The following is a 21,245-nucleotide window of genomic DNA, read 5'->3' on the forward strand; positions in this document are numbered from 1 at the left end:
ACTTCCCACTTCATTCTGGCTGTGTCGGCACAAACCAGTCCATAGGCTTACACGGTCTAACTGACCGCAAAATTCTGATACTTCTTGAGGTTAATTGCCGCATTTAAGTCACGGTGAATTTCCAGATGACAGTTGTTACAAGGGAACACTCTGTCTAAGAATTAAGTTACAGTTTCCAGCCCTCTCTACAAGGGAACTTCGGTTTAGCAAATTAAGAGAAAAGTCAGACGCTGTTGCCGTAAAGTCGGCAAAACGGTTGGGATGATACAGAGTATGCATACGATGGAATTCCCCTCTCAGTGATGCCAGCACCGCAAGAGCGATCGCCGGCGATTCCGCAAAGCCCCCCGTATTGTGTCCTCCAGCGATAATCAATTTGCCGCCCCTGGTGGTCGGGATCGTCTCGAAAACTCCAAGGCTGGTGGATGTCCACGGACGCACGCAATATCTCCGGCTTGCTTCTAACAATCCAAAGCGCGATCGCTTTTTCGTAGGCTCTACTTTGCGTCCCTCTGAGCAATTCGTTGCCATACACCCCAGGAGAGATGACATAATTATCCGCCGCGATCGCCTCGTCGCCTGACATCAAACTGATGACTTCGCCGCGATCGTTGCGGTCAATCTTTGTAATGCGTTGGTTCCAAAAGCATTGTACCCCTACTTGCTCCAAACGATCCAATAAGTTGGCAATGAATTTGTGGACATTTACGGTAAACCCAACTAACTCCATCGCACCTGCAACTACGCCGTTTTTGCAAGCATCCTCTAGGGCGGGGTATTTTTCTATCAGCTGTTGCGGTGTCAAGGTGCGCTTTAGCGACTTTGCCTTTTTATGGCGTTCAACGACTTGCTGATAATGTGCAGGGTCTGAGGACATACCGACAATGCCTTCTTTGAGTTCTACACCTTGGAATAGTTCAGAAGCATTTTCGATCAAGTCTGACCACAAAAGTTTGCTTTCATGGTTGATAGAAATGATATCGTTGTTGTAAAGGTTTGCTAACCATTGGGGAACTGCTTCGTACTCGTGGAGCCATGTCTGTTCTGCTTGGGAAAGATTATTTGTGTCGCAGATCGCCCATCCATGTTCCGACACTTTTGTGCGGAAATAACTATTGTTGAAGCGATCAATCCCTGTAAAGTCCTTGTCGTTGTAATTATTATTCTCTCTGATGCTAAACATCCTCGCGTCGCCGCCGCCCCGCGTGCAGCCATATTTTGACCAGTGTTCCGATTTCCTGGGATCGGGCGAAGCATCATAAATTGTAATGTTGTAACCCGATGAAGCTAAATAATGGGCAGTTATCAGACTGACAATGCCCGCACCGACGATCGCAACAGATGCTTTTTGCCTTGTATAAACGACACTTTTATTATCCAACGCACCCACGAGTCGTTCGGTGTTGATGCGTTCAGCCAAGCTTAACGGCAAAATATCGGCATGGATGCGATCGTTCGGCACAGAAGGAGAATCCGCGACATTTTGGCTCAACGGCTGAATATCGTCATGGATCTTGCGATCGTTCGGCACAGAAGGAAAAACCCGGACACCTGCAAACCAGAACTCTCGCGCATCCCCAGCCTGGAGGCTGTTAACTTTTTGCACAATGAACCGCTCTTTATCGGGCATTGCGGATTCCCAACTTCTAATAGCCTGCTCTGTTGGCAATTCTTGGACAATCAAAACATCCGGTTTCAGTTCAATCAAAGTCTTGCCTATGAAACGGCTTGCTTTAATTTGCAAGTCAGGTCGGTAGATAATATTATCATCAAGGATGTCTTGTAGAATATCTTCAGTAACTTTGTAAGCAATTAAAATTCGCATGACTTACCTATAATTTTTCGCTTTGGTGTGGACTACTGCAAAAGTCTCCATCCAATTTTTATACATCAACCAATCAGCCAATCTCCGAATTTTCATTTAACATTTTCTGCTTGTTAAGTTACATAAAACAACCTTCTAAAGTTACAGCCAAAAACCTAACCTAAGGTAGAACCAGTCAATGAAGAAAAGTAAGATACTTGCGTTTATTGAAGTTTAGGCTTAACTGAATTATTGATACCGTAAGCCGAGAGCAAATTATTGGTAAATTCTGCAACCAAAATTTACTAAACTAAGTATTTTCTTTGCTGAGAGCAGAGATATCGAGCAACTTATTTGTCGTTGTTAACGCACAAGCGTTAAGAGAAATGGAGATTTCGTATTTAAAAGTTGTTTTGGGTGTAAAACAGGTATTAACGACGCTAAAAAAAGCGATAAAACAAAGATGTTTGTAACAGGCTTATGGTATAATAATGCCGAAAAATTTCAAATTGAATAGGAAACGTTTTCAGTCTTTCTTGACTTTTTTCAAGCGGCTGATCGTTGCCCATCGTGCGTCTTTGCTGCTTTTATTAATCGGAGTCTATTTACCCTTACAAGTTTTTGGGGAACTAGCGGAAGATGTTTGGGAGAATGAAGGTGGCTTTCGGTGGGATGTGCCGATTTTGTTAGCAATTCACTCGACGGCTAGACCATCCCTTGATGTTTTTGCGGGGACGCTGACTAAATTCGGGGTATTTTGGGGCGTGTTTCCGGTTGCGAGTGCGATCGCGATCGCTTTATTTATTCGTCGTCGGTGGCGATCGCTAATATACCTCATTACCACGTTGTTAGGCAGCATCATCATCAACCGAACGGCAAAGATTTTGCTGCATCGCGTGCGTCCTCATTTGTGGGTTTCCCCTGCACCAGAGTTTGACTACGGATTCCCCAGCGGTCATGCGATGTCGAGTATGACTTTAGTCGCAGTTTTAGTGATTTTAACATGGGGTAGTCGTTGGCGCTGGCTGGTTGTGATTGCCGGAGGAGTGTTTGTCTTAGCGATTGGCTGGACGCGGTTGTATTTGGGAGTTCATTATCCCAGCGACATTTTAGCAGGCTGGACGGCTTCTGTGGCTTGGGCTGTTGGGGTGAGTTTGCTTATTAAGCCTAATAGTAGGCATAGTGGATAGCTTGCAGACATTCTTTCTCAATGTGGGCGAGGCTGCTTATAAGTTTACAAGTTCGGCGACAATTTTCACTAACTCATCTGGTTCAATTGGTTTTGCGAGATGCTTTTGAAAGCCGGCTTCGAGTGCTTGCATTTTATCTTCAATTCTGGTGTATGCGGTGAGAGCGATCGCCGGAATTTTTCTTTCATTTTTTTGCTCTAAATCTCGCACTTGACTAATTAACTGATAACCATCTTCTCCCGGCATTCCAATATCACTCACCAGGACATGAAAATGATTTTGTTTTAAGCATTCTATCGCTTCACTTACCGATCCTACAGCCGTAACTTTGGCTTTAGATTCTTCCAATACAATTTTCAGAAAGTCACGACTGTCGATATTGTCTTCTACAACTAAGATTTGAACATTATCCAGGGAAGGTAAATTTTCTGGGTCATTTGCATTATTTTCTACCGCAGATTCCGGCTTTAATTGATTTGCTTTTGGTAGCGGTAAATAAACTGTAAAGGTTGCACCTTTACCCTCGCCTTCGCTGTGAGCATAAATTTTGCCATTATGCAATTCTACTAGGTGACGAGCAATTGTCAATCCTAACCCCAGCCCGCCATAAGAGCGGGTAGAAGAACTATCTGCTTGTCGAAAGCGGTCAAAGACGTAAGGAACAAAGTCACGATTAATGCCAATTCCTGTGTCGGTGACTGTGATTTTAGCGTAAGTGGGGGAGGGGGGAAGGGGGGGATGGGGAGAGGGGGGAGACAAGGGAGACAAGGGAGATGGGGGAGACAAGGGAGAAAATTCACCTCCAAGTCCTCCTTGTCCCCCAAGTCCTCCTTGTCCCCCAAGTCCTCCTTGTCCTCCTTGTCCCCTACTCCCCACTCCCCACTCCCCATTCCCCATTCCCATCGACAAGCTTATTTCAACTCGTCCGGCTTTGGAGGTAAACTTAATTGCATTCGAGAGCAAGTTTCCAATAACTTGCCGCAGACGTTGTTGGTCGCCACAAATTATTTCTACTTGCTCCTCGAATATACTTTCTAGTTGAATGGCTTTCGCGTCGGCTTGCGGGCGTACAGTTTCCAGTAGTGTTTCAATTAAACTAACTAGATTTACTGGTTCTATTTGCAACTGCAACTTTCCCCGAATAATTTTTGAGACATCGAGGATATCTTCAATCAGTTGTGCTTGAGATTGGGCATTGCGTTCAATTGTTTCTAGGGCACGATTTATGGTTTTAGGATCGAATTGTCTGGTAAGCAACTGTTTCGACCAACCGAGTATTGAGGTGAGGGGGGTACGAAGTTCGTGAGAAACGATCGCTAAAAACTCATCTTTCATCCGGTTGGCAGCTTCGGCTTCTTGCCTTGCTGCTTGTTCGCGAATCATTTGTTCGCGCACTATTTCCGCCTGCTTGCGTTCTGTGATATCGGAAATTGTGCCAACGTATCCCAATAATTGACGATTATCGGAAAACATCACCGATGTGCGGACATGAACCCAGCACAAAGCATTATCTGTCCGGCAAATACGAAATTCATCTGAGTATGTCTGTCCGCAACGAATAGAATGCGACCAATCAGCAAGCACGCGATCGCGATCTTCTGCATAAATGCATTTTGCCCAACCTTCTTCCCAACTTTCATCAGTTTGGAAGTTATAAAATGCTTGACAATTAGGATTTGTATAAGTAAATTTACCTTCTGTATCTGTTAAAAAAATGGCAATTGGAGAGCAAGCACTCAAGGCGCGAAATTTCTCTTCACTTTCTCTCAGTTCAGAGTTCATGCTCTTGAGTTCGGTTGCTTGTCGCTTCACTTCGAGTGTTTTTTTGAACAGTTCCACAAACACGGTTACTTTTGATTTTAAGATAACCGAGTCAATTGGCTTCGATAGATAGTCTACTGCGCCTAAGGTATAGCCTTTAAACAGCATGGTATCGTTAACACCAAAGGCTGTGAGAAAAATTATCGGCGTGTTGCGCGATCGCTCTCTTTGCCGAATTAAGGTTGCTGTCTCAAACCCATCCATTCCCGGCATTTGCACATCTAGTAATATCACGGCAAAGTCTTGATGCAATAAGCACCTTAGAGCTTCCGCACCAGAATAAGCTTTGACTAAATTTTGACCCAGCCCTTCTAAAATTGCTTCCAAAGCAATCAAATTTTCGGGATGATCGTCTATTAAGAGGATGTTTACTTTTGGTGCAGATTGCATAATCAATTAAAATTATAAATTCCAAATTTATTATTTAAGATGCTAAACCAACCTTTTTTTATCCGGAACTAGAGGTGAAAAAAGAGGAAGAACAAAGCTTAACCAAGAAAGGAGCGATTTCTGGTAAAGGCAAAATTGTTGCTGAAACCACTGCTGCAATTGCCGCATCTGGCATTATACGACTAACAGCTGTGGTCGGTTCTTGAACAATTGCTATTCCACCATATGACTTGACTTTTGCCAATCCTTGTGACCCATCTTGACTTGAGCCTGTGAGAATCACGCCAATTGCTCGCTCTCCATAAGCATCAGCGGTGGATTCAAATAGCACATCAATCGAGGGACGCGCATAAGCAACGGGTGCTTCGGTTGAAAGAGCAAAGTGACCGGGTTCTACTAATAAATGATAATCTGCTGGTGCGAGGTAAACTTGTCCGGGAGCGATCGCTTGTTTGTCTGTCACTTCCACTACTGGTAATAAACTAGACCTTTGCAAGCAGCTTACTAATTCACCTTCCGAGTCTTTGTGACGATGTTGAGCCACAGCGATGGCGATCGCCAAGTTTTTCGGTAAGCTTCCCAAAATCGTTTCCATTGCCTGTAATCCCCCCCAAGATGCACCAATTACAGTAATAGCATTCATCATTCGATCCTCCGGTAAAGCTTTTCCTGAGCCGCTAACTCCTCGTAAGACTCTTCGTAAGGTGAACTTATCAGCGTTTCTTGTTTCCCCAATCCCAAAACACCGAACATCTTTAAACTTCCATATAGCAACTTGTGAACTTGGTCTTGGAGTTCTTTGTTAAAGTAAATTAAAACATTGCGACAGAGAATAACGTTGAATTCATTGAAAGAAGCATCTGTTACCAAATTATGCGGTGAAAATATGAGATTTTCTTTCAAAAAAGAATGGAAAATAGCACCATCATAGCCAGCCGTATAATATTTGGAAAATGATTCTTTACCACCCGCTCGCAAATAAAGTTGGGTATATTCTTGCATCAAATGTAAAGAAAAAATACCAGCTTTGGCTTTGCGTAACACTGCTTCATTCATATCAGTAGCGTAAATGCGGCAACGGTGATACAATCCTTCTTCAAATAGCAAAATTGCCATTGAATAAACTTCTTCACCCGTAGAGCATCCAGCGTGCCAAATGCGAATAAAGGGATAGGTACGCAATAAGGGAACGGCTTTATTTCTAAAAGCAATATAGAAACTTGGATCGCGAAACATCGCGGTGACATTCACCGAAAGACCCAATAAAAAGCGTTCCATACAAGCGGGGTCGTGCAAAACTTTTTCTTGAAGTCCAGAGACACTAGTTAGCTTTTCCGCACGAATTGTATTCCAAATTCGACGCTTGAGAGAAGCCATTGCATAGTTGCGAAAGTCAAAGCCGTAATAGCGATACACTCCCTCTAGTAGTAGCTGAATTTCAATATCTTCGAGTTCGTTAGGGTTTTTGGGGGACATGGGGACATGGGGCAATGGGCATCGGGCATCGGGCATGGGGCAATGGGCATCGGGCAATGGGCATCGGGCATGGGGCATCGGGCATGGGGCATGGGGCATGGGGCATCGGGCATGGAAAAAATCTCCCATTGCCGATTGCCGATTGCCGATTGCCGATTGCCGATTGCGATAGGGCCCATTGCCCATTGCCCATTGCCCAATTCCTTACCGATACAGCCAGACTCTTAATAGTGAGAGCAACTGTTCGGTATCAACGGGTTTAGCGATGTAGTCCGAGGCGCCGGCGTCAATGCATTTTTCGCGATCGCCTTTCATGGCTTTTGCAGTTAAAGCGATCATCGGTAAATTTTTAAATTCGTCAATAGCGCGAATGGCACGCATTGTTTCATAACCATCCATTCCTGGCATCATTACATCCATTAAGACAACATTAATATCAGAATTGTTTTGTAACATGGTAATGCCGTCTCTACCGTTTTCAGCATAAATAATTTCCATTTGATAAGGTTCTAACAAACTAGTAAGGGCGAAAATGTTCCGGATGTCATCGTCAACAATTAAAACTTTCTTGCCTGCTAGCACCGGGTCGCTTTGGCGTAGCTGTTCTAATAATAACTGTTGGTCAATTGGTAAATTTGACTGAAGGCGATGTAAAAACAGCGATGTTTCGTCTAACAATCGTTCTGGGGAACGCGCATCTTTGACAATAATAGTGTCAGAAATACGGCGTAGTTCTGTTTCTTCTTGATATGTTAACTCCTTGCCAGTATAAATAATGATGGGTAAATAATTTAGATTTGCTTGTTGCTTAATTCGCTCGATTAAGTCAAAACCATTCATATCTGGCAATCCCAAATCCAATACTAAGCAATCAAAATGAGTAGTATTAAGTGCTGTTAAGGCTTCTGTGGCTGTACCAACGCCAGTAATGACCACATCGCCATTACCAATTAATTCAACTATGCTGCGGCGTTGTAATTCATTATCTTCTACCACGAGCAGATTTTTGACTTTACGTTCGACAAATGTCTTAATATCTCTCAAAGCGTGAAAAAGTGCTTCACTGGTAATGGGTTTTTGCAAAAAGGCGATCGCTCCTTGTTGCAGACTTCGTTTTTGCCCTTCTTCAACTGTCATAATGTGAATTGGGATGTGACGCGTGTTGGGGTCATGCTTCAAACGGTCGAGTACAGTCCAACCATCCATCACGGGTAAATGGATATCTAACATTATCGCCGCAGGCTGAAATTCTCGTGCCATTGCCAAACCGACATCACCACGAGAAGCCACCAAAGCTTTAAAGTTTTGTTCGCGTGCCAAATCGAGTAATATTCGGGCAAAGTTCAAGTCATCTTCAATAATTAAAAGAGTCCGATCCCCAGAAAGAATATTTTGGCGATCGTCTTCAATTGCCGAAGGAGTGAAAGTGGGGAGAGTGGGAGAGGGGGATGGGGGGAGTGGGGGAGAGGGAGAGGGGGAGAGGGGGAGAGGGGGGGATGGGGGGACGACTTGGGGAGTATTATTCAAAAATTCTCCTTGTCTCCTTGTCTCCTTGTCTCCTTGTCTCCTTGTCTCCCTGTCCCCTTGTCCCCCTAATCCCTCTTGTCCCCTCACCGATGCAGAGTATGTCTGGGGTAAATAGAGAGTGAAGGTGCTGCCTTGATTAAGTTGACTGACTAAGCGAATTTCACCACCTAACAACTCGGCAATTTGTCGGCTAATAGATAAGCCTAAACCTGTACCGCCGTATTTGCGGCTAGTTGTGCCATCTGCTTGTTGAAAGGCTTCAAAAATCACCTGCTGTTTTTCTGGGGAAATGCCAATACCAGTATCGCTGACTGCAAAGGCTATTACAGATTCAGCACTATTTAGGCTTTGTTGGTCGCGACTCCAGCCTTCGGTTACAACTGACACCTGTAAACTTACCTGACCAAGTTCTGTAAATTTAAAAGCATTTGCCAACAAGTTATTTAGCAACTGTTGAAGACGTTTTGGATCTGTGTAGATAGCAGGGGGTAGTTGTTCATCAAAGTGAACGCGAAAATCTAGTTTTTTATCTTCAGCAATCGAACGGAAAGTCCATTCTACATATCTTTGTAATTCGCTGAAAAAAGTTTCTTTGACTTCTATTTCCATTGTTCCCGACTCTATTTTTGCTAAGTCGAGAATTTCATTAATTAGTGATAGCAAATCGTTCCCGGCAGAGTAGATAGTTTGGCTATATTCTACCTGCCTTTGTGTCAAATTTCCTTCATTATTATTAGATAAGACTTGCGCTAATATCAGTAAACTATTTAATGGAGTTCTTAACTCATGGGACATGTTCGCCAAAAATTGCGACTTGTATTTAGAAGTCGTGGCTAATTGTGTGGCTTTTTCTTCTAAATTTAGGCGTGCTTGCTCTACTTCGCGATTTTTGTATTCTACTTCCTGCTTTTGTTGAGCTAATAACTCAGTTTTTTCTTCTAATTCTTCGTTGAGTTGTTGTAACTCTTCGTAGCTTTGTTGTAAATCTTGCTGTTGCTGTCGCAATAATTTATCGGATTTTTGTAATGTTTCGGTTTGTTCCTCTAACTGTTGGTTAGTTTGTACAAGTTCTTCTTGCTGGCTTCTTAACTCTTCGGTAAGCGATCGCGACTGCTCAAGTAATTCTTCGCTGCGTTGATATGCAACAATATTATCAAGGACGATACCAATACTTTCGCTGAGTTCGTCAATAAAAGTCAGATGAATATCACTAAAGCGCTGAAATGAAGCTAATTCAATTACAGCTAATACTCGCTCTTCATACACCGCAGGTAAAACAATAATATTCATCGGGGTTGCTTCCCCCAGCCCAGAATTGATTTTAATGTAGTCGGAAGGTACTTCTGTCAGCAAAATTCGCTCTTTTTCTAAAGCGCATTGTCCTACCAAACCTTCACCCAATTGAAAGCGGTTTGCTAAATGCTTGCGTTCTCGATAAGCGTAAGTCCCCAAAAGTGTTAAACTAGGCTCCTCGTCTTGTGTTGTCATGAAGTAAAATACACCATGATGAGCCGAGACTAAAGGAGCGAGTTCTTTGAGGATAAGTTGAGAAACAGCCTTTAAGTTTCTTTGTCCTTGCAAAATGCGGCTGAATTTGGCTAAGTTAGTTTTTAACCAGTCTTGCTCTGCTGTTTTCTGAGTTGTTAAGCGCAAGTTGGCAATCATTTTGTTAAATGTCTGTGCCAACATGCCTATTTCGTCGCGACGATTGTCAGCAGGTACACTCGTGTCTAAGTCTCCCGCAGCAATTTTATCTGCAACCTGAGAGACTTCCTCAAGCGGTCGAGAAATGTTGCGATTGAGAAAAAAGGCGATTAATGTTAGAAGAACTAAATAAAGCGGGATACCAAAGGCAATACTGTAAGTCATTTGCCTTGTCGCTGCATCAGATGCTGCTGAACGCTGTTTTAACAACCTCAGTTCCTCAGTTTCGAGATCCGAAACCTCACGGCGAATATCATCCATGATGATCTTGCCTTGGTCAATGACAATTGCTTGAGAAACACCTGCTGCGCCTTTAGTCCGGCGAATCTCAATAACCTGCTTCAGTCTGGCGATTCTTTTCTGTGTAAGAAATTCTACACTATCAAGCCGTCGCTGTTGGCTGGGATTATCTACGGTCAACCTCCGTAGTTCTATAATTTTTTTATCAATTACGGGAATCGCTGCATTATACGGTTGCAAGTAATCTTCCGACCCAGTAATTAAATAACCCCGCTGTCCAGTTTCCGCATCTTTAAGCGTAGAAAGAAAATTTTCCAGGTTTGTGAGTACTTGGTAGGTATGAGTTTGCCAGCGGCTAGTCTTTATCGTTTCTGTGGCAGTTCGGTAAATAAGTAGACCAATGACTGTAAAAGATACCAGACTTACTGCGAAACTTGCTCCTATTTTGGTACTAATTTTGAACTTTTTTAACATTATCTGGTATCTGAATGGGGAATGGGTAATGGGGAGTGGGGAGTGGGGAGTGGGGAGTGGGGAATGAGGGACAAGGGGGACAAGGGGAGCCAGCGCGTTGCGGAGGTCACGAACGTTGTAGCGACTGGCACAGGACAAGGCGACAACTAACCACTAACCACTAACAACTAACTTCTAACTCCGCGCCTCCTAACAACTAACCACTAACCACTAACAACTAACTCTTTACCGATACAACCAAACTCTTAGTAGTGAGAGCAACTGTTCGGTATCAACGGGTTTGGTGATGTAGTCCGATGCGCCGGCGTCAATGCATTTTTCACGATCGCCTTTCATTGCTTTTGCAGTTAGGGCAATCATTGGTAAATTTTTAAATTCATTTAATTGCCGAATCGCTTGCATTGTTTCGTAACCGTCCATTCCTGGCATCATCACATCCATCAATACAATGTTAATGTCGGGGTGATTTTCCAGCATGGTGATACCGTCTCTGCCATTTTCGGCGTAAAGAATTTCCATTTGGTAACGTTCCAGCAAACTGGTCAGGGCAAAAATATTCCGCACGTCATCATCGACTATCAGGACTTTTTTACCTGTCAGGACTGGATCTTGATGCCGTACTTGTTCTAACATCATTTGTTGATTTAAGGGCAGATTCGCTTGCACGCGATGCAAAAATAAAGCGGTTTCGTCTAAAAGGCGTTCGGGCGATCGCACGTCTTTGACGATGATAGTATTAGAAATTCGTTGCAGTTCAGTTTCTTCGTGGGGTGTCAAATCTTTGCCGGTGTAGATAACGATCGGCAAATGATTTAAACTTGGTTCTTCTTTAATCTGCTCGATCAACTCAATTCCGCTCATATCAGGCAATCCCAAATCCAGCACTACGCAGTCAAAGTGACCGGATTTTAGTGCTGCCAGTGCTGCTGCACCTGTACTTACACCTGTGCTAGCCACATCACTATTGCCAATCAGTTCGGCGATGCTATTGCGTTGGATGTCGTCATCTTCGATAATTAGCAAGTTTTTAACCGGACGTTCGACAAATTGCTTAATATCGCTTAAGGCTTTGAAGAGTGCTTCACTGCTAACGGGTTTTTGCAAAAAGGCGATCGCTCCTTGTTGCAAACTTCGAGATTGTCCTTCATCAGATGTCATGATGTGGACGGGAATATGTCGAGTACCTGGATCGTGTTTCAAGCGATCGAGTATTGTCCAGCCATCCATCCCTGGCAGGTGAATATCCAGCATAATCGCCGCCGGCTGTAGCTCTTGCGCCATTGCCAAACCCACATCACCACGGGATGCGATTACTCCTTTAAAGCCCTGTTCCCGCGCCATATCCAGCATAATCCGGGCGAAATTTAGGTCATCTTCAATAATCAAAAGAGTGCGATCGCCACTTTCGATATTTTGGCGATCGTCTGCGATAGCTTGTTCGCTGAATGTGGGGAGTGGGGGGGAGGGGGGGAGAGAGGGAGATGAGGCAGAAAGGGGAGATGAGGGAGATGAGGGAGAGGGGTTCCCAGCGCGTTGCGGAGGTTCCCTCCGTTGTAGCGACTGGCGTGGAGACAAGGGAGATAAAGAGACAAACTCCCCCTGCCCCCTGCCTCCAAGAAGTCCCCCCTGTCCCCTTCCCTGCTCCCCCTGTATCCTTGTCACTTCTACTGACGGATAATAAGTTTGCGGTAAATAAAGAATGAAGGTGCTACCATTACCGAGTTCGCTGACTAAGCGAATTTCCCCACCGAGTAAGCGAGCGATTTCTCGGCTGATTGACAAGCCTAAACCTGTGCCGCCATACTTGCGATTAGTTTTACCATCTGCTTGCTGAAAGGCTTCAAAAATGACTTGCTGTTTATCGGATGCGATACCGATACCTGTGTCGGAAACTGCAAAGGCGATCGCTCTTCCAGCGCGGTTAAGCATTTCGGCATCGGCGCTCCAACCGTGGCTGGCTACTGATACACTTAAACTTACGTGACCTTGTTCAGTAAATTTGAAAGCGTTTGACAGCAAGTTTTTCAGAACTTGTTGCAGTCGCTTGGTGTCTGTGTAGATAGCGCGGGGTAGGCGATCGTCAAAGTTAAGGCGAAAATCTAAGTTTTTATCTTGGGCAATTGAACGAAAAGTGCCTTCTACATGATTTTGCAAGTCGGTAAATAAAGTTTCCTCGATTTCCACCGACATTGTACCAGACTCGATTTTTGCTAAATCAAGAATGTCATTAATTAATCCCAGCAAATCGTTACCAGCAGAGTAAATCGTGTAGCTGTATTCGACTTGCTTTTGGGTCAAGTTGCGTTCGGTATTGTCTGCCAGCAGTCGGGCGAGAATAAGTAAACTGTTTAAAGGTGTCCGCAATTCGTGGGACATATTCGCCAAAAACTGCGACTTATATTTAGATGTCATTGACAGTTGTTCGGCTTTTTCTTCTATCGCTTGACGCGCTTGTTCGATTTCGCGATTTTTCCGTTCTACTTCTCGGTTTTGCATTGCCAAAAGTTCGGCTTTTTCTTCTAACTCTTCGTTAGTTTGCTGCAATTGTTCTTGCTGACGTTTTAGCAAGTCTTCGGAAGCTTTGAGAGATTGTGCTTGTTGTTCAAGTCGTTTGTTGGTGTCGGTAAGTTCTTTTTGCTGACTTTGCAGTTCTTCTGTGAGAGATTGCGACTGTTTGAGTAATTCTTCCGTCCGCATACTGGCAGCGATGGTGTTCAGCACGATCGCGATACTTTCTGTCAGTTGATCTAAGAAAGTCAGGTGAATTTCACTAAAGCGGTGCATTGATGCAAGTTCGATGACGGCGGTAACTTGTCCTTCAAATAATACAGGCAAGACAACCACATTCATCGGCGAAGCTTCGCCTAAACCGGAAGCAATTGTAATATATTCCTGCGGCACATGAGTTAAGAGAATTCGCTCTTTTTCTAAAGCGCATTGTCCTACCAAACCTTCGCCCAAGTGAAAACGATTTGATAAGTTTTTCCGTTCGCGGTAAGCGTAGCTGCTGAGGAGTTTCAAGAAGGAGGGGTGATTTTCGCTACTCTCCATCATGAAGAAGACACCGTGTTGAGCCGCCACCAAGGGCGCCAATTCTGACAAAATCAATTTGGTGACTGTTTCTAAATCCCGTTGTCCTTGCAAGATGCGGGTAAATCTTGCCAAGTTGGTTTTCAGCCAATCTTGTTCGGTGTTTTTCTGGGTTGTCTCCCGCAAATTGGCGATCATTTGGTTGATGTTGTCTTTGAGAATCGCTACTTCTCCTTGCGCTTCCACGGAAATCGATCGCGTTAAATCTCCTTTGGTTACACCGATCGCTACTTCGGCAATTGCCCGGACTTGCGTTGTCAAATTCGCTGCTAGTTCGTTTACGTTGTCTGTTAAATCGCGCCACAATCCTGATGCACCGGGAACTTTCGCTTGTCCGCCTAATTTACCTTCACTTCCTACTTCTCGCGCTACTGTTGTTACTTGATCGGCGAAGGTTGCCAAGGTATCGATCATTTCGTTGATTGTATCAGCTAAGGTTTCGATTTCTCCTTGGGCATCTAACATTAGTTTGCGTTTTAAGTCACCGTTAGCTACTGCCGTGACGACTTTGGCGATACCTCGTACCTGCGCTGTTAAGTTGCCTGCCATCGAGTTGACATTATCGGTCAAATCTTTCCAAATGCCTGCCACACCTGTAACTTGGGCTTGACCGCCTAATTTTCCTTCGGTGCCGACTTCTCGCGCTACCCTAGTGACTTCTGATGCAAAGGAACTCAGTTGATCTACCATTGTGTTGATGGTGTTTTTCAACTCTAAAATTTCGCCTTTGACATCGACGGTGATTTTTTTGGATAAATTACCATTAGCGATCGCACCCGCAACTTCGGCTATGTTTCGCACTTGTCCTGTGAGGTTGTCTGCCATTAAGTTGACATTATCGGTCAAATCTTTCCAAATTCCCGCAACACCCCGCACATATGCTTGTACACCCAACTTACCTTCGGTTCCCACTTCCCTAACAACCCGCGTTACTTCCGACGCAAAGGAGTTAAGTTGATCCACCATTGTATTGATGGTGTTTTTCAACTCTAAAATTTCTCCTTTCACATCCACGGTGATTTTCTTCGACAAGTCACCGTTTGCAACTGCGGTTGTCACTTCTGCGATGTTTCGCACTTGTGCAGTCAAACTACCCGCCATGAAGTTTACACTGTCGGTTAAGTCTTTCCACGTACCCGCGACACCCCTGACTTCGGCTTGTACGCCTAATTTACCTTCGGAACCAACTTCTCGCGCTACCCGCGTTACTTCACTAGAAAAGGAGTTGAGTTGATCTACCATCGTGTTGACGGTGTTTTTCAACTCTAAAATTTCCCCTTTCACATCGACGGTGATTTTCTTCGACAAGTCACCATTTGCGACTGCGGTTGTCACTTCCGCGATGTTTCGCACTTGGGAAGTTAAACTACCCGCCATGAAGTTTACACTATCAGTTAAGTCTTTCCACGTACCCGCGACACCGCGCACATCAGCTTGTCCGCCAAGTTTTCCTTCAGAACCAACTTCCCGCGCTACCCGTGTCACTTCCGACGCAAAGGAGTTGAGTTGATCCACCATAATATTGATGGTGTTTTTTAACTCCAAAATTTCCCCTTTGACATCGACGGTGATTTTTTTGGAAAGATCGCCTTTAGCGATCGCTGTGGCAACTTCTGCAATATTACGCACCTGTCCTGTCAAATTGCCTGCCATCAAGTTGACATTATCCGTCAAATCTTTCCAAGTTCCTGCCACTCCTCTAACTTCAGCTTGTGCCCCCAATTTCCCTTCGGTTCCCACCTCCCGCGCTACCCGCGTTACTTCCGAGGCAAAGGAATTAAGCTGATCCACCATTGTATTAATAGTGTTTTTCAACTCCAAAATTTCGCCTTTGACATCAACGGTAATTTTCTTCGATAAGTCACCGTTTGCCACCGCTGTTGTCACTTCTGCAATATTACGCACTTGTGCGGTTAAACTTCCTGCCATAAAGTTCACCGATTCAGTTAAGTCTTTCCACGTACCCGCCACGCCGCGAACTTCTGCTTGTCCGCCGAGTTTGCCTTCTGCGCCTACCTCCCTTGCAACCCGCGTTACTTCACTAGCAAAGGAGTTAAGCTGATCCACCATCGTGTTGACGGTGTTTTTCAAGTCTAAAATTTCCCCTTTGACATTGACGGTAATTTTCTTGGACAAGTCACCATTTGCTACCGCCGTTGTTACTTCCGCAATATTACGCACCTGTGCTGTCAAATTGCCTGCCATCGAGTTGACACTATCAGTCAGGTCTTTCCAAGTTCCCGCGACACCGCGCACATCTGCTTGTACGCCCAATTTCCCTTCGTTTCCCACTTCTCGTGCTACTCTGGTGACTTCACTAGCAAAGGAATTAAGTTGATCTACCATCGTGTTGATGGTGTTTTTCAAGTCTAAAATTTCGCCTTTGACATTGACGGTGATTTTCTTCGACAAGTCACCGTTAGCGACTGCGGTTGTTACTTCGGCAATATTCCGCACTTGATCGGTCAAGTTGCCTGCCATCAAGTTTACACTGTCGGTTAAGTCTTTCCACGTACCCGCTACTTCTGGAACTTGTGCTTGTACGCCTAATTTTCCTTCGGTTCCCACCTCCCTTGCTACCCGCGTTACTTCGGAGGCGAAGGAGTTGAGTTGATCTACCATTTTATTGACAATTTGGGCAGTTTGCAGAAACTCACCTTGCAAAGGTCTACCTTGAGTTTCGGTGGCGATCGCTTGCGATAAATCTCCATTCGCTACTGCCCGAATTACCCGCGCTGTCTCCGCTGTCGGTTGCACCAAGTCTGTAACTAACGTGTTAACTGACTCAACCGCAGCTTTCCAAGAACCTTTAGCATTTCCCAGCGTTGCCCGCTCGTTAATTTTACCTTCTTTACCGACAACATTACTCACACGTTCTAACTCAGCCGCCATCCGCTCATTCATATCAATGATATCGTTGAGGGTGTCAGCGATTTTTCCTCCTATACCAGTATGATCTAGCGGCATCCGTGCAGAAAAATTTCCTTTCTTTACCTCTGCTAAAATTCTTAAAAGTTGCTTTAGGTCAAGATTATCTGTATCATTTGCTATTTGTGTTGTCATCGCTTTATTTTTAAGGAATATTCGTTGTTAGGTTTTGCGCTAATCAGTTTCATTTGTTAGATGGCAAGCAGATACAACCTTGATGCCATACTAATGGTTAATATCAAAAGTAATATATTCAGCATTATGCAATTTAGAAGGCAATATCCGCTTCTACCTGAGGTAGAGGCAAGTTTATAATTAATCTATCCTCAGATAGATGATTAAATATACATACTACGCAGATATTTGAATTTGAGTTCGGGCGTTATAGTTTCTCGATAATTCGCCTTGAGATTCAGCCCACAAAGCTAATTTTAACAACCCTGCCCCCCTTCCCATCTTAGGAGGAACAACCTTGCAAGACGAACCCCAGGACGAAAACTTGAAAGGTCTGAAAGCTCATTTAAACAATTTAGTCGAAGCTGTAGTCAAAGCTGTGGTGATGGCAAATCAGACACAAGAACTTGATGATGTACTGATGATTAGAGACGAGTTGCATCGTCTGCCGGACTACTTAATGACAGAGGTGATTAACGACGTTATCTTAAATTTAGTAAAAATAGATGCTGATTTGTGTCGCTGGTTTATTATAGATATTTTTCTGCGTGATGCCCAAGCAGAAGGCAAAGCTGATGTTGCCGAGAGAATTAACTTGCTAATCGCTGATTTGCAAAGGCGTTAGCTGAAGAATCTTTCATCGCTAAAATGGTACTTACCTGCTTTAGCAATTCATCAAAGTCAATTGGCTTACAGATAAAACCTTCTACTGCCACATCAAATTGCTCAGATGTATCTAGTTGTTCGCAGCCTGTAATCAGAATAATTGGAATAAAAGGCAAATTAGTGTTTTGCCGAATGCATTGAACCACTTCATAACCATGCATTCCTGGCATCATCACATCCAACAGCAGCAAAGCCGGAGGTTCTGCTTCAATCATCGAAAGAGCATCCTGCCCATTATCAGCAACTTCTACTTGATATCCTTCTGCCTGCAAAACTGTCTCAATCAAGAATAAGTTATCAGGTGTATCATCAACAACTAAAATACGTTTAACTTGTGAATCAGATGGTAGATCCAAACTTTCCATATAATAAGCATTTAGTATTCCTTAGCTTTAGTGTGTTGGCTGCAAGTCTTTAATTACTTCCGCCCAAAGGGGGATTTATAGAAGATTGGGCATTGGGCATTGGGGATTGGGCATTGGGCATTGGGCATTGGGGAGGCAGTGCGTTGGACGGGTTCCCCGGCTTGAAGCACCTGCCGTCATTGGGCATGGGGGATGGGGTGTGTTTTCAAGTTTTAAAGCCCTCAGCCACCGAAGCCGCTGGCTATACGAACAGAACTGACGAAGGTGGGCTAAATTCGTAATATTGCTAGCTTGCCTAATCGCGGGCTTTGTACGCGCAACGCTGCACTCTTTTTGTGGAGATGTCTAATGCGTCGGCTTGCATTATGAATACATCGGTCCGTTATCTTATAACATCGGTCCGTTATCTTATAACATCGACCCGTTATCTTATAACATCGACCTGTTATCTTATAACATCGACCTGCAAAAATTAACCCACCCTTTGTTTAACCAAGCCGAGGTTAACTTTTAATCGCACCTCTAACTAAAATTACTGTACTCTCTACAATTTACAACACTGGATGCATTCATGAAGTGACTCCCCCTGCTCTTTGAAAGCTTTCCTTCGGTGGGTGTCGGGAGTTTGAAAACAGTCTCTAGTCCCTAGCTTTATCTGGTAAAAGTGGTAAATTGACGGTGAAGGTTGCTCCTTGTCCTTCACCGGGACTTTCAGCGGTGACTGTTCCGTTATGCATTTCGACGATATGACGGACGATCGCTAATCCAACACCTAATCCGCCAAATTTGCGGGTGATACTGCTATCAGCTTGACGAAAGCGATCGAACACATAAGGCAGAAATTCATGACTAATTCCTATACCTGTGTCCCTGACTGTAATTTGAGCAAAAAGTGGGGAGTGGGGAGTGGGGGAGTGGGGAGTGGGGGAGAGGGGGGGATGGGGAGAGGGGGGGATGGGGAGATGGGGGGAGGGGGAGACAAGGAGAGGGGGGGATGGGGGGATGGGGGGATGGGGGGATGGGGAGAAAGAAGAATTATTCTCCTTGTCACCTTGTCCCCTTGTCTCCTTGTCTCCAAGGAGTCCACCTTGTCCCCTTGTCTCCTTGTCTCCAAGGAGTCCCCCCTGTCCCTCTTGTCCCCCATTCCCCATTCCCCATTCCCCATTCCCCATTACTGAGAGTGTAATTTGTATGCGTCCTTTTTTTGGTGTGAACCTGATAGCATTCGAGAGGAGGTTATACACAACTTGCTGCAAACGGTTGGAGTCACCGGAAACCCAGAATTTGGGATGAATTTGAGATGTCAGCTTGGTATCACATAAATGCAGATTGTCTGGGGAAATCGGCGTTGCGGCTTGTGTTTCTGGTAATTTTAAAGTGGGTAGATATTCTGGCTGATGAGAATCATAATTTGCCTGGGTAAGCTTGCCATCATTTTGTAATGAGTCTGCACTTTCATTGACTGGCTCAAACTGATAATCTGTATTTTCAGAAGAGTGATTGGGAGAATACGCAAACTCTAAATCAATTGACTTTTCCTCAGCAGACGATCGCACGCTTCTAATTGCACCTTCAATCGCGTTCACCAAATTCATCGGGCAAACATTCAAACGCAGTTTACCTTGCAAAATCCGCGATATATCCAGTAAATCTTCTATTAGTTGTTTTTGCAAGCGAGCGTTGCGCTCGATTGTTTCCAACCCTACAGCTTTAGTTTTTTCATTCAAATTGCGGGTTAGAAATATCTGCGTCCAGCCTAAAATAGAGGTGAGTGGGGTACGCAGTTCGTGGGAAAGAACAGCTAAAAATTGGTCTTTGGCACGATTTGCGCTGTCTAGTTCCGCTGCTTGTTGCCGAAGTTGATTTTCTAATAATTTGCGTTGCGTAGCTTGCCGATAGGCATCGCTTATATCGACAACAAAGCAAATCTCACCATCAGTACCATCATCTAACCCGGCTCCACCAATTAGCACCGGAACTCGCGAACCATCTTTACGTATATACTCTTTTTCGTAAGGAGTACAAGTACCTTGCTGACGAATTTCCGCTCTAGCTTGCTCTTCTAGCGATTGATATTCTGGTGGTGTTATTTCTGACAACTTCAGGCGACCTGCTTGTAAATCTTCTTGGGTGTAACCAATAATATTAAGATATGCCTGATTCGCTAATGTAATTTCGCGATCGCTTGTGCAGAATTTCATCCCAATCATGTTAGACTCAAAGATGCGTCTAAAGTTGGCTTCAGTACGCTTGCGATCCGTAATATCTAGCAGTACTCCATTCCAGAAAACAGTTTTATCTGGTTGTTGTCGCGAACGAGCTGTTCCTTGCAACCATTTTATTTTGCCGGAAGGTGTGATAATTCGCCACTCATGCCGCCATTGTTCTCCTGTGGCAGCATAATCGATCAAAGATTGTCTAAAGTCTTTCAAATCGTGAGGATGAATTAGTTGCCATGCTAAGTGAGGATTTTGTCTAATTCTTTCCGAGTCAATTTCATAAAGCTCGCTGCAACCCGAACTAATATAAAGAAACTCACCTATGCCTTGAGGATCTTGACGATATTGACAAATTACTCCCGGTACATTCTCCGCTAAATTGGCAAATCGCATTTCCGCTTCAATCAAAGCTGATTCGGTTTGCTTGCGATCGCTAATATCAGTCAGCATGATTAATGAGCCGAGAAACTCATTCTGCTGATTTAAGATAGGATTGATTGAGGCGATCGCCCACAAATCTGATTTATCTTGACGTAAAAAGCGAAAATCAAATTGCTGTTTAATTCCTGGTTGACGCTGTTCGATGTGTATTCTTGCTTCAGCATGAAGCGACTCATCGATAAAATCAAAAATGGAACGCTGTAACATTTCCTCACGAGTGTAGCCAAGCATCTTGGCTAAACTCTGATTTACATATTCTGTTCGCGCTTCTGCGTCGATGATCCAAATTCCCTCAGTTGCAGTATCTAAAATGCGATGACAACGTTCTTCGCTGCTAGCGAGCGATCGCATACTCGCCTGAGCTTCTGTCTTATACTTATGTAGCGCCCCGCATAATACACTGATGAGTGTCCCTTGCAAGGAAAATAAGCTCAAGCGTGTAATATTCGGCAAATCAAGGTCGAGTGACTCGGTAACAAAAATAAAGAAATAAGCGCTAACAACTACACACAAGCAAGTCGCTAGCAATCCTGGCATTATACCACCATACCAAGCGCTGACCATCACTGCCCCAAAAAATAGCAAAAGATGGCTGTGAGTCATCCCCAACCAAGGATCTAACATCAGTATCACCACTAATGCCAAGACTACAGCCAGAATAGCAATCCCATAAAATTTTATTTGGGAGCGAGTAACGTACATTGTGCGACACTACGAGCAAATATAATAAATTTTG

At 44.2% G+C, this 21,245-nt stretch carries 12 protein-coding genes; 3 read left to right on the plus strand and 9 right to left on the minus strand.

The features are described from left to right. Window positions 1-56 precede the first annotated feature (56 nt). On the minus strand, window positions 57-149 hold the full coding sequence (locus PI95_RS37430) for a zinc ribbon domain-containing protein (protein WP_163518694.1): 93 nt from the start codon (window positions 147-149) through the stop codon (window positions 57-59). A gap of 74 nt (window positions 150-223) precedes the next feature. Beyond that, complete coding sequence (locus tag PI95_RS07440; protein WP_039739265.1) at window positions 224-1,825, minus strand: NAD(P)/FAD-dependent oxidoreductase; 1,602 nt, start codon at window positions 1,823-1,825, stop codon at window positions 224-226. Window positions 1,826-2,295: 470 nt separating this feature from the next. Here PI95_RS07440 and PI95_RS07445 point away from each other — a divergent pair, with 470 nt between their 5' ends. Next, window positions 2,296-2,994 (plus strand): phosphatase PAP2 family protein, encoded by a 699-nt coding sequence (locus PI95_RS07445; protein ID WP_039739267.1) that lies wholly within the window; start codon window positions 2,296-2,298, stop codon window positions 2,992-2,994. Between the two features lie 36 nt (window positions 2,995-3,030). Here PI95_RS07445 and PI95_RS07450 read toward each other — a convergent pair whose 3' ends face one another. From PI95_RS07450 to PI95_RS07460, 3 genes are read right to left on the minus strand one after another with little or no spacing between them, the layout of a single operon-like run. Then, entirely contained in the window at window positions 3,031-5,205 is a 2,175-nt protein-coding gene (locus PI95_RS07450; RefSeq protein WP_163518695.1) for a response regulator, read from the minus strand. A 58-nt stretch (window positions 5,206-5,263) separates the two neighbouring features. Continuing rightward, window positions 5,264-5,851, minus strand: a complete 588-nt coding sequence (locus PI95_RS07455; protein WP_039739270.1) for a chemotaxis protein CheB — start codon at window positions 5,849-5,851, stop codon at window positions 5,264-5,266. After that, window positions 5,848-6,681, minus strand: coding sequence for a CheR family methyltransferase (locus PI95_RS07460; protein ID WP_039739271.1), 834 nt, complete (start codon window positions 6,679-6,681; stop codon window positions 5,848-5,850). The genes PI95_RS07455 and PI95_RS07460 overlap by 4 nt, the downstream gene beginning before the upstream one ends. Between PI95_RS07460 and PI95_RS07465 the strand changes: the two genes are divergently transcribed. Continuing rightward, window positions 6,680-6,853, plus strand: a complete 174-nt coding sequence (locus PI95_RS07465; RefSeq protein WP_163518696.1) for a hypothetical protein — start codon at window positions 6,680-6,682, stop codon at window positions 6,851-6,853. The two genes, PI95_RS07460 and PI95_RS07465, sit on opposite strands and share 2 nt — an antisense overlap. 32 nt (window positions 6,854-6,885) lie before the next feature. Here the strand turns inward: PI95_RS07465 and PI95_RS07470 are convergent, their stop codons facing one another. Together PI95_RS07470 and PI95_RS07475 are read right to left on the minus strand one after the other, a co-directional pair. Next, window positions 6,886-10,626: a response regulator gene (locus tag PI95_RS07470; protein ID WP_052324775.1), complete on the minus strand. Its 3,741-nt coding sequence runs from the start codon at window positions 10,624-10,626 to the stop codon at window positions 6,886-6,888. Window positions 10,627-10,851: 225 nt separating this feature from the next. Continuing rightward, on the minus strand, window positions 10,852-16,779 hold the full coding sequence (locus tag PI95_RS07475) for a hybrid sensor histidine kinase/response regulator (protein ID WP_039739273.1): 5,928 nt from the start codon (window positions 16,777-16,779) through the stop codon (window positions 10,852-10,854). Between the two features lie 337 nt (window positions 16,780-17,116). Here PI95_RS07475 and PI95_RS07480 point away from each other — a divergent pair, with 337 nt between their 5' ends. Beyond that, the gene (locus PI95_RS07480) at window positions 17,117-17,443 is read left to right on the plus strand and encodes a hypothetical protein (RefSeq protein ID WP_039739275.1); all 327 of its coding nucleotides are present in this window, start codon (window positions 17,117-17,119) and stop codon (window positions 17,441-17,443) included. Here the strand turns inward: PI95_RS07480 and PI95_RS07485 are convergent. After that, the gene (locus PI95_RS07485; protein ID WP_039739278.1) at window positions 17,409-17,849 is read right to left on the minus strand and encodes a response regulator; all 441 of its coding nucleotides are present in this window, start codon (window positions 17,847-17,849) and stop codon (window positions 17,409-17,411) included. The two genes, PI95_RS07480 and PI95_RS07485, sit on opposite strands and share 35 nt — an antisense overlap. Window positions 17,850-18,487: 638 nt before the next feature. Then, window positions 18,488-21,211 carry a PAS domain-containing sensor histidine kinase gene (locus tag PI95_RS35670; protein ID WP_052324776.1) on the minus strand — a complete coding sequence of 908 codons (2,724 nt, stop codon included), beginning with the start codon at window positions 21,209-21,211 and terminating at the stop codon, window positions 18,488-18,490. Window positions 21,212-21,245: the final 34 nt, after the last annotated feature.

The sequence above is a fragment of the Hassallia byssoidea VB512170 genome (genome assembly GCF_000817785.2).
Classification (GTDB): Bacteria; Cyanobacteriota; Cyanobacteriia; order Cyanobacteriales; family Nostocaceae; genus Hassallia; species Hassallia carrinoi.

What these genes read in the sequence shown, in the direction of transcription:
- PI95_RS07445 (WP_039739267.1), top strand. Translation starts at nt 2,296, where the DNA reads ATGCCGAAAAATTTCAAATTGAATAGGAAACGTTTTCAGTCTTTCTTG.
- PI95_RS07460 (WP_039739271.1), bottom strand. Translation starts at nt 6,681, where the DNA reads ATGTCCCCCAAAAACCCTAACGAACTCGAAGATATTGAAATTCAGCTA.
- PI95_RS07450 (WP_163518695.1), bottom strand. Translation starts at nt 5,205, where the DNA reads ATGCAATCTGCACCAAAAGTAAACATCCTCTTAATAGACGATCATCCC.
- PI95_RS07440 (WP_039739265.1), bottom strand. Translation starts at nt 1,825, where the DNA reads ATGCGAATTTTAATTGCTTACAAAGTTACTGAAGATATTCTACAAGAC.
- PI95_RS07470 (WP_052324775.1), bottom strand. Translation starts at nt 10,626, where the DNA reads ATGTTAAAAAAGTTCAAAATTAGTACCAAAATAGGAGCAAGTTTCGCA.
- PI95_RS07455 (WP_039739270.1), bottom strand. Translation starts at nt 5,851, where the DNA reads ATGATGAATGCTATTACTGTAATTGGTGCATCTTGGGGGGGATTACAG.
- PI95_RS35670 (WP_052324776.1), bottom strand. Translation starts at nt 21,211, where the DNA reads ATGTACGTTACTCGCTCCCAAATAAAATTTTATGGGATTGCTATTCTG.
- PI95_RS07475 (WP_039739273.1), bottom strand. Translation starts at nt 16,779, where the DNA reads ATGACAACACAAATAGCAAATGATACAGATAATCTTGACCTAAAGCAA.
- PI95_RS07485 (WP_039739278.1), bottom strand. Translation starts at nt 17,849, where the DNA reads ATGGAAAGTTTGGATCTACCATCTGATTCACAAGTTAAACGTATTTTA.
- PI95_RS07465 (WP_163518696.1), top strand. Translation starts at nt 6,680, where the DNA reads ATGGGGACATGGGGCAATGGGCATCGGGCATCGGGCATGGGGCAATGG.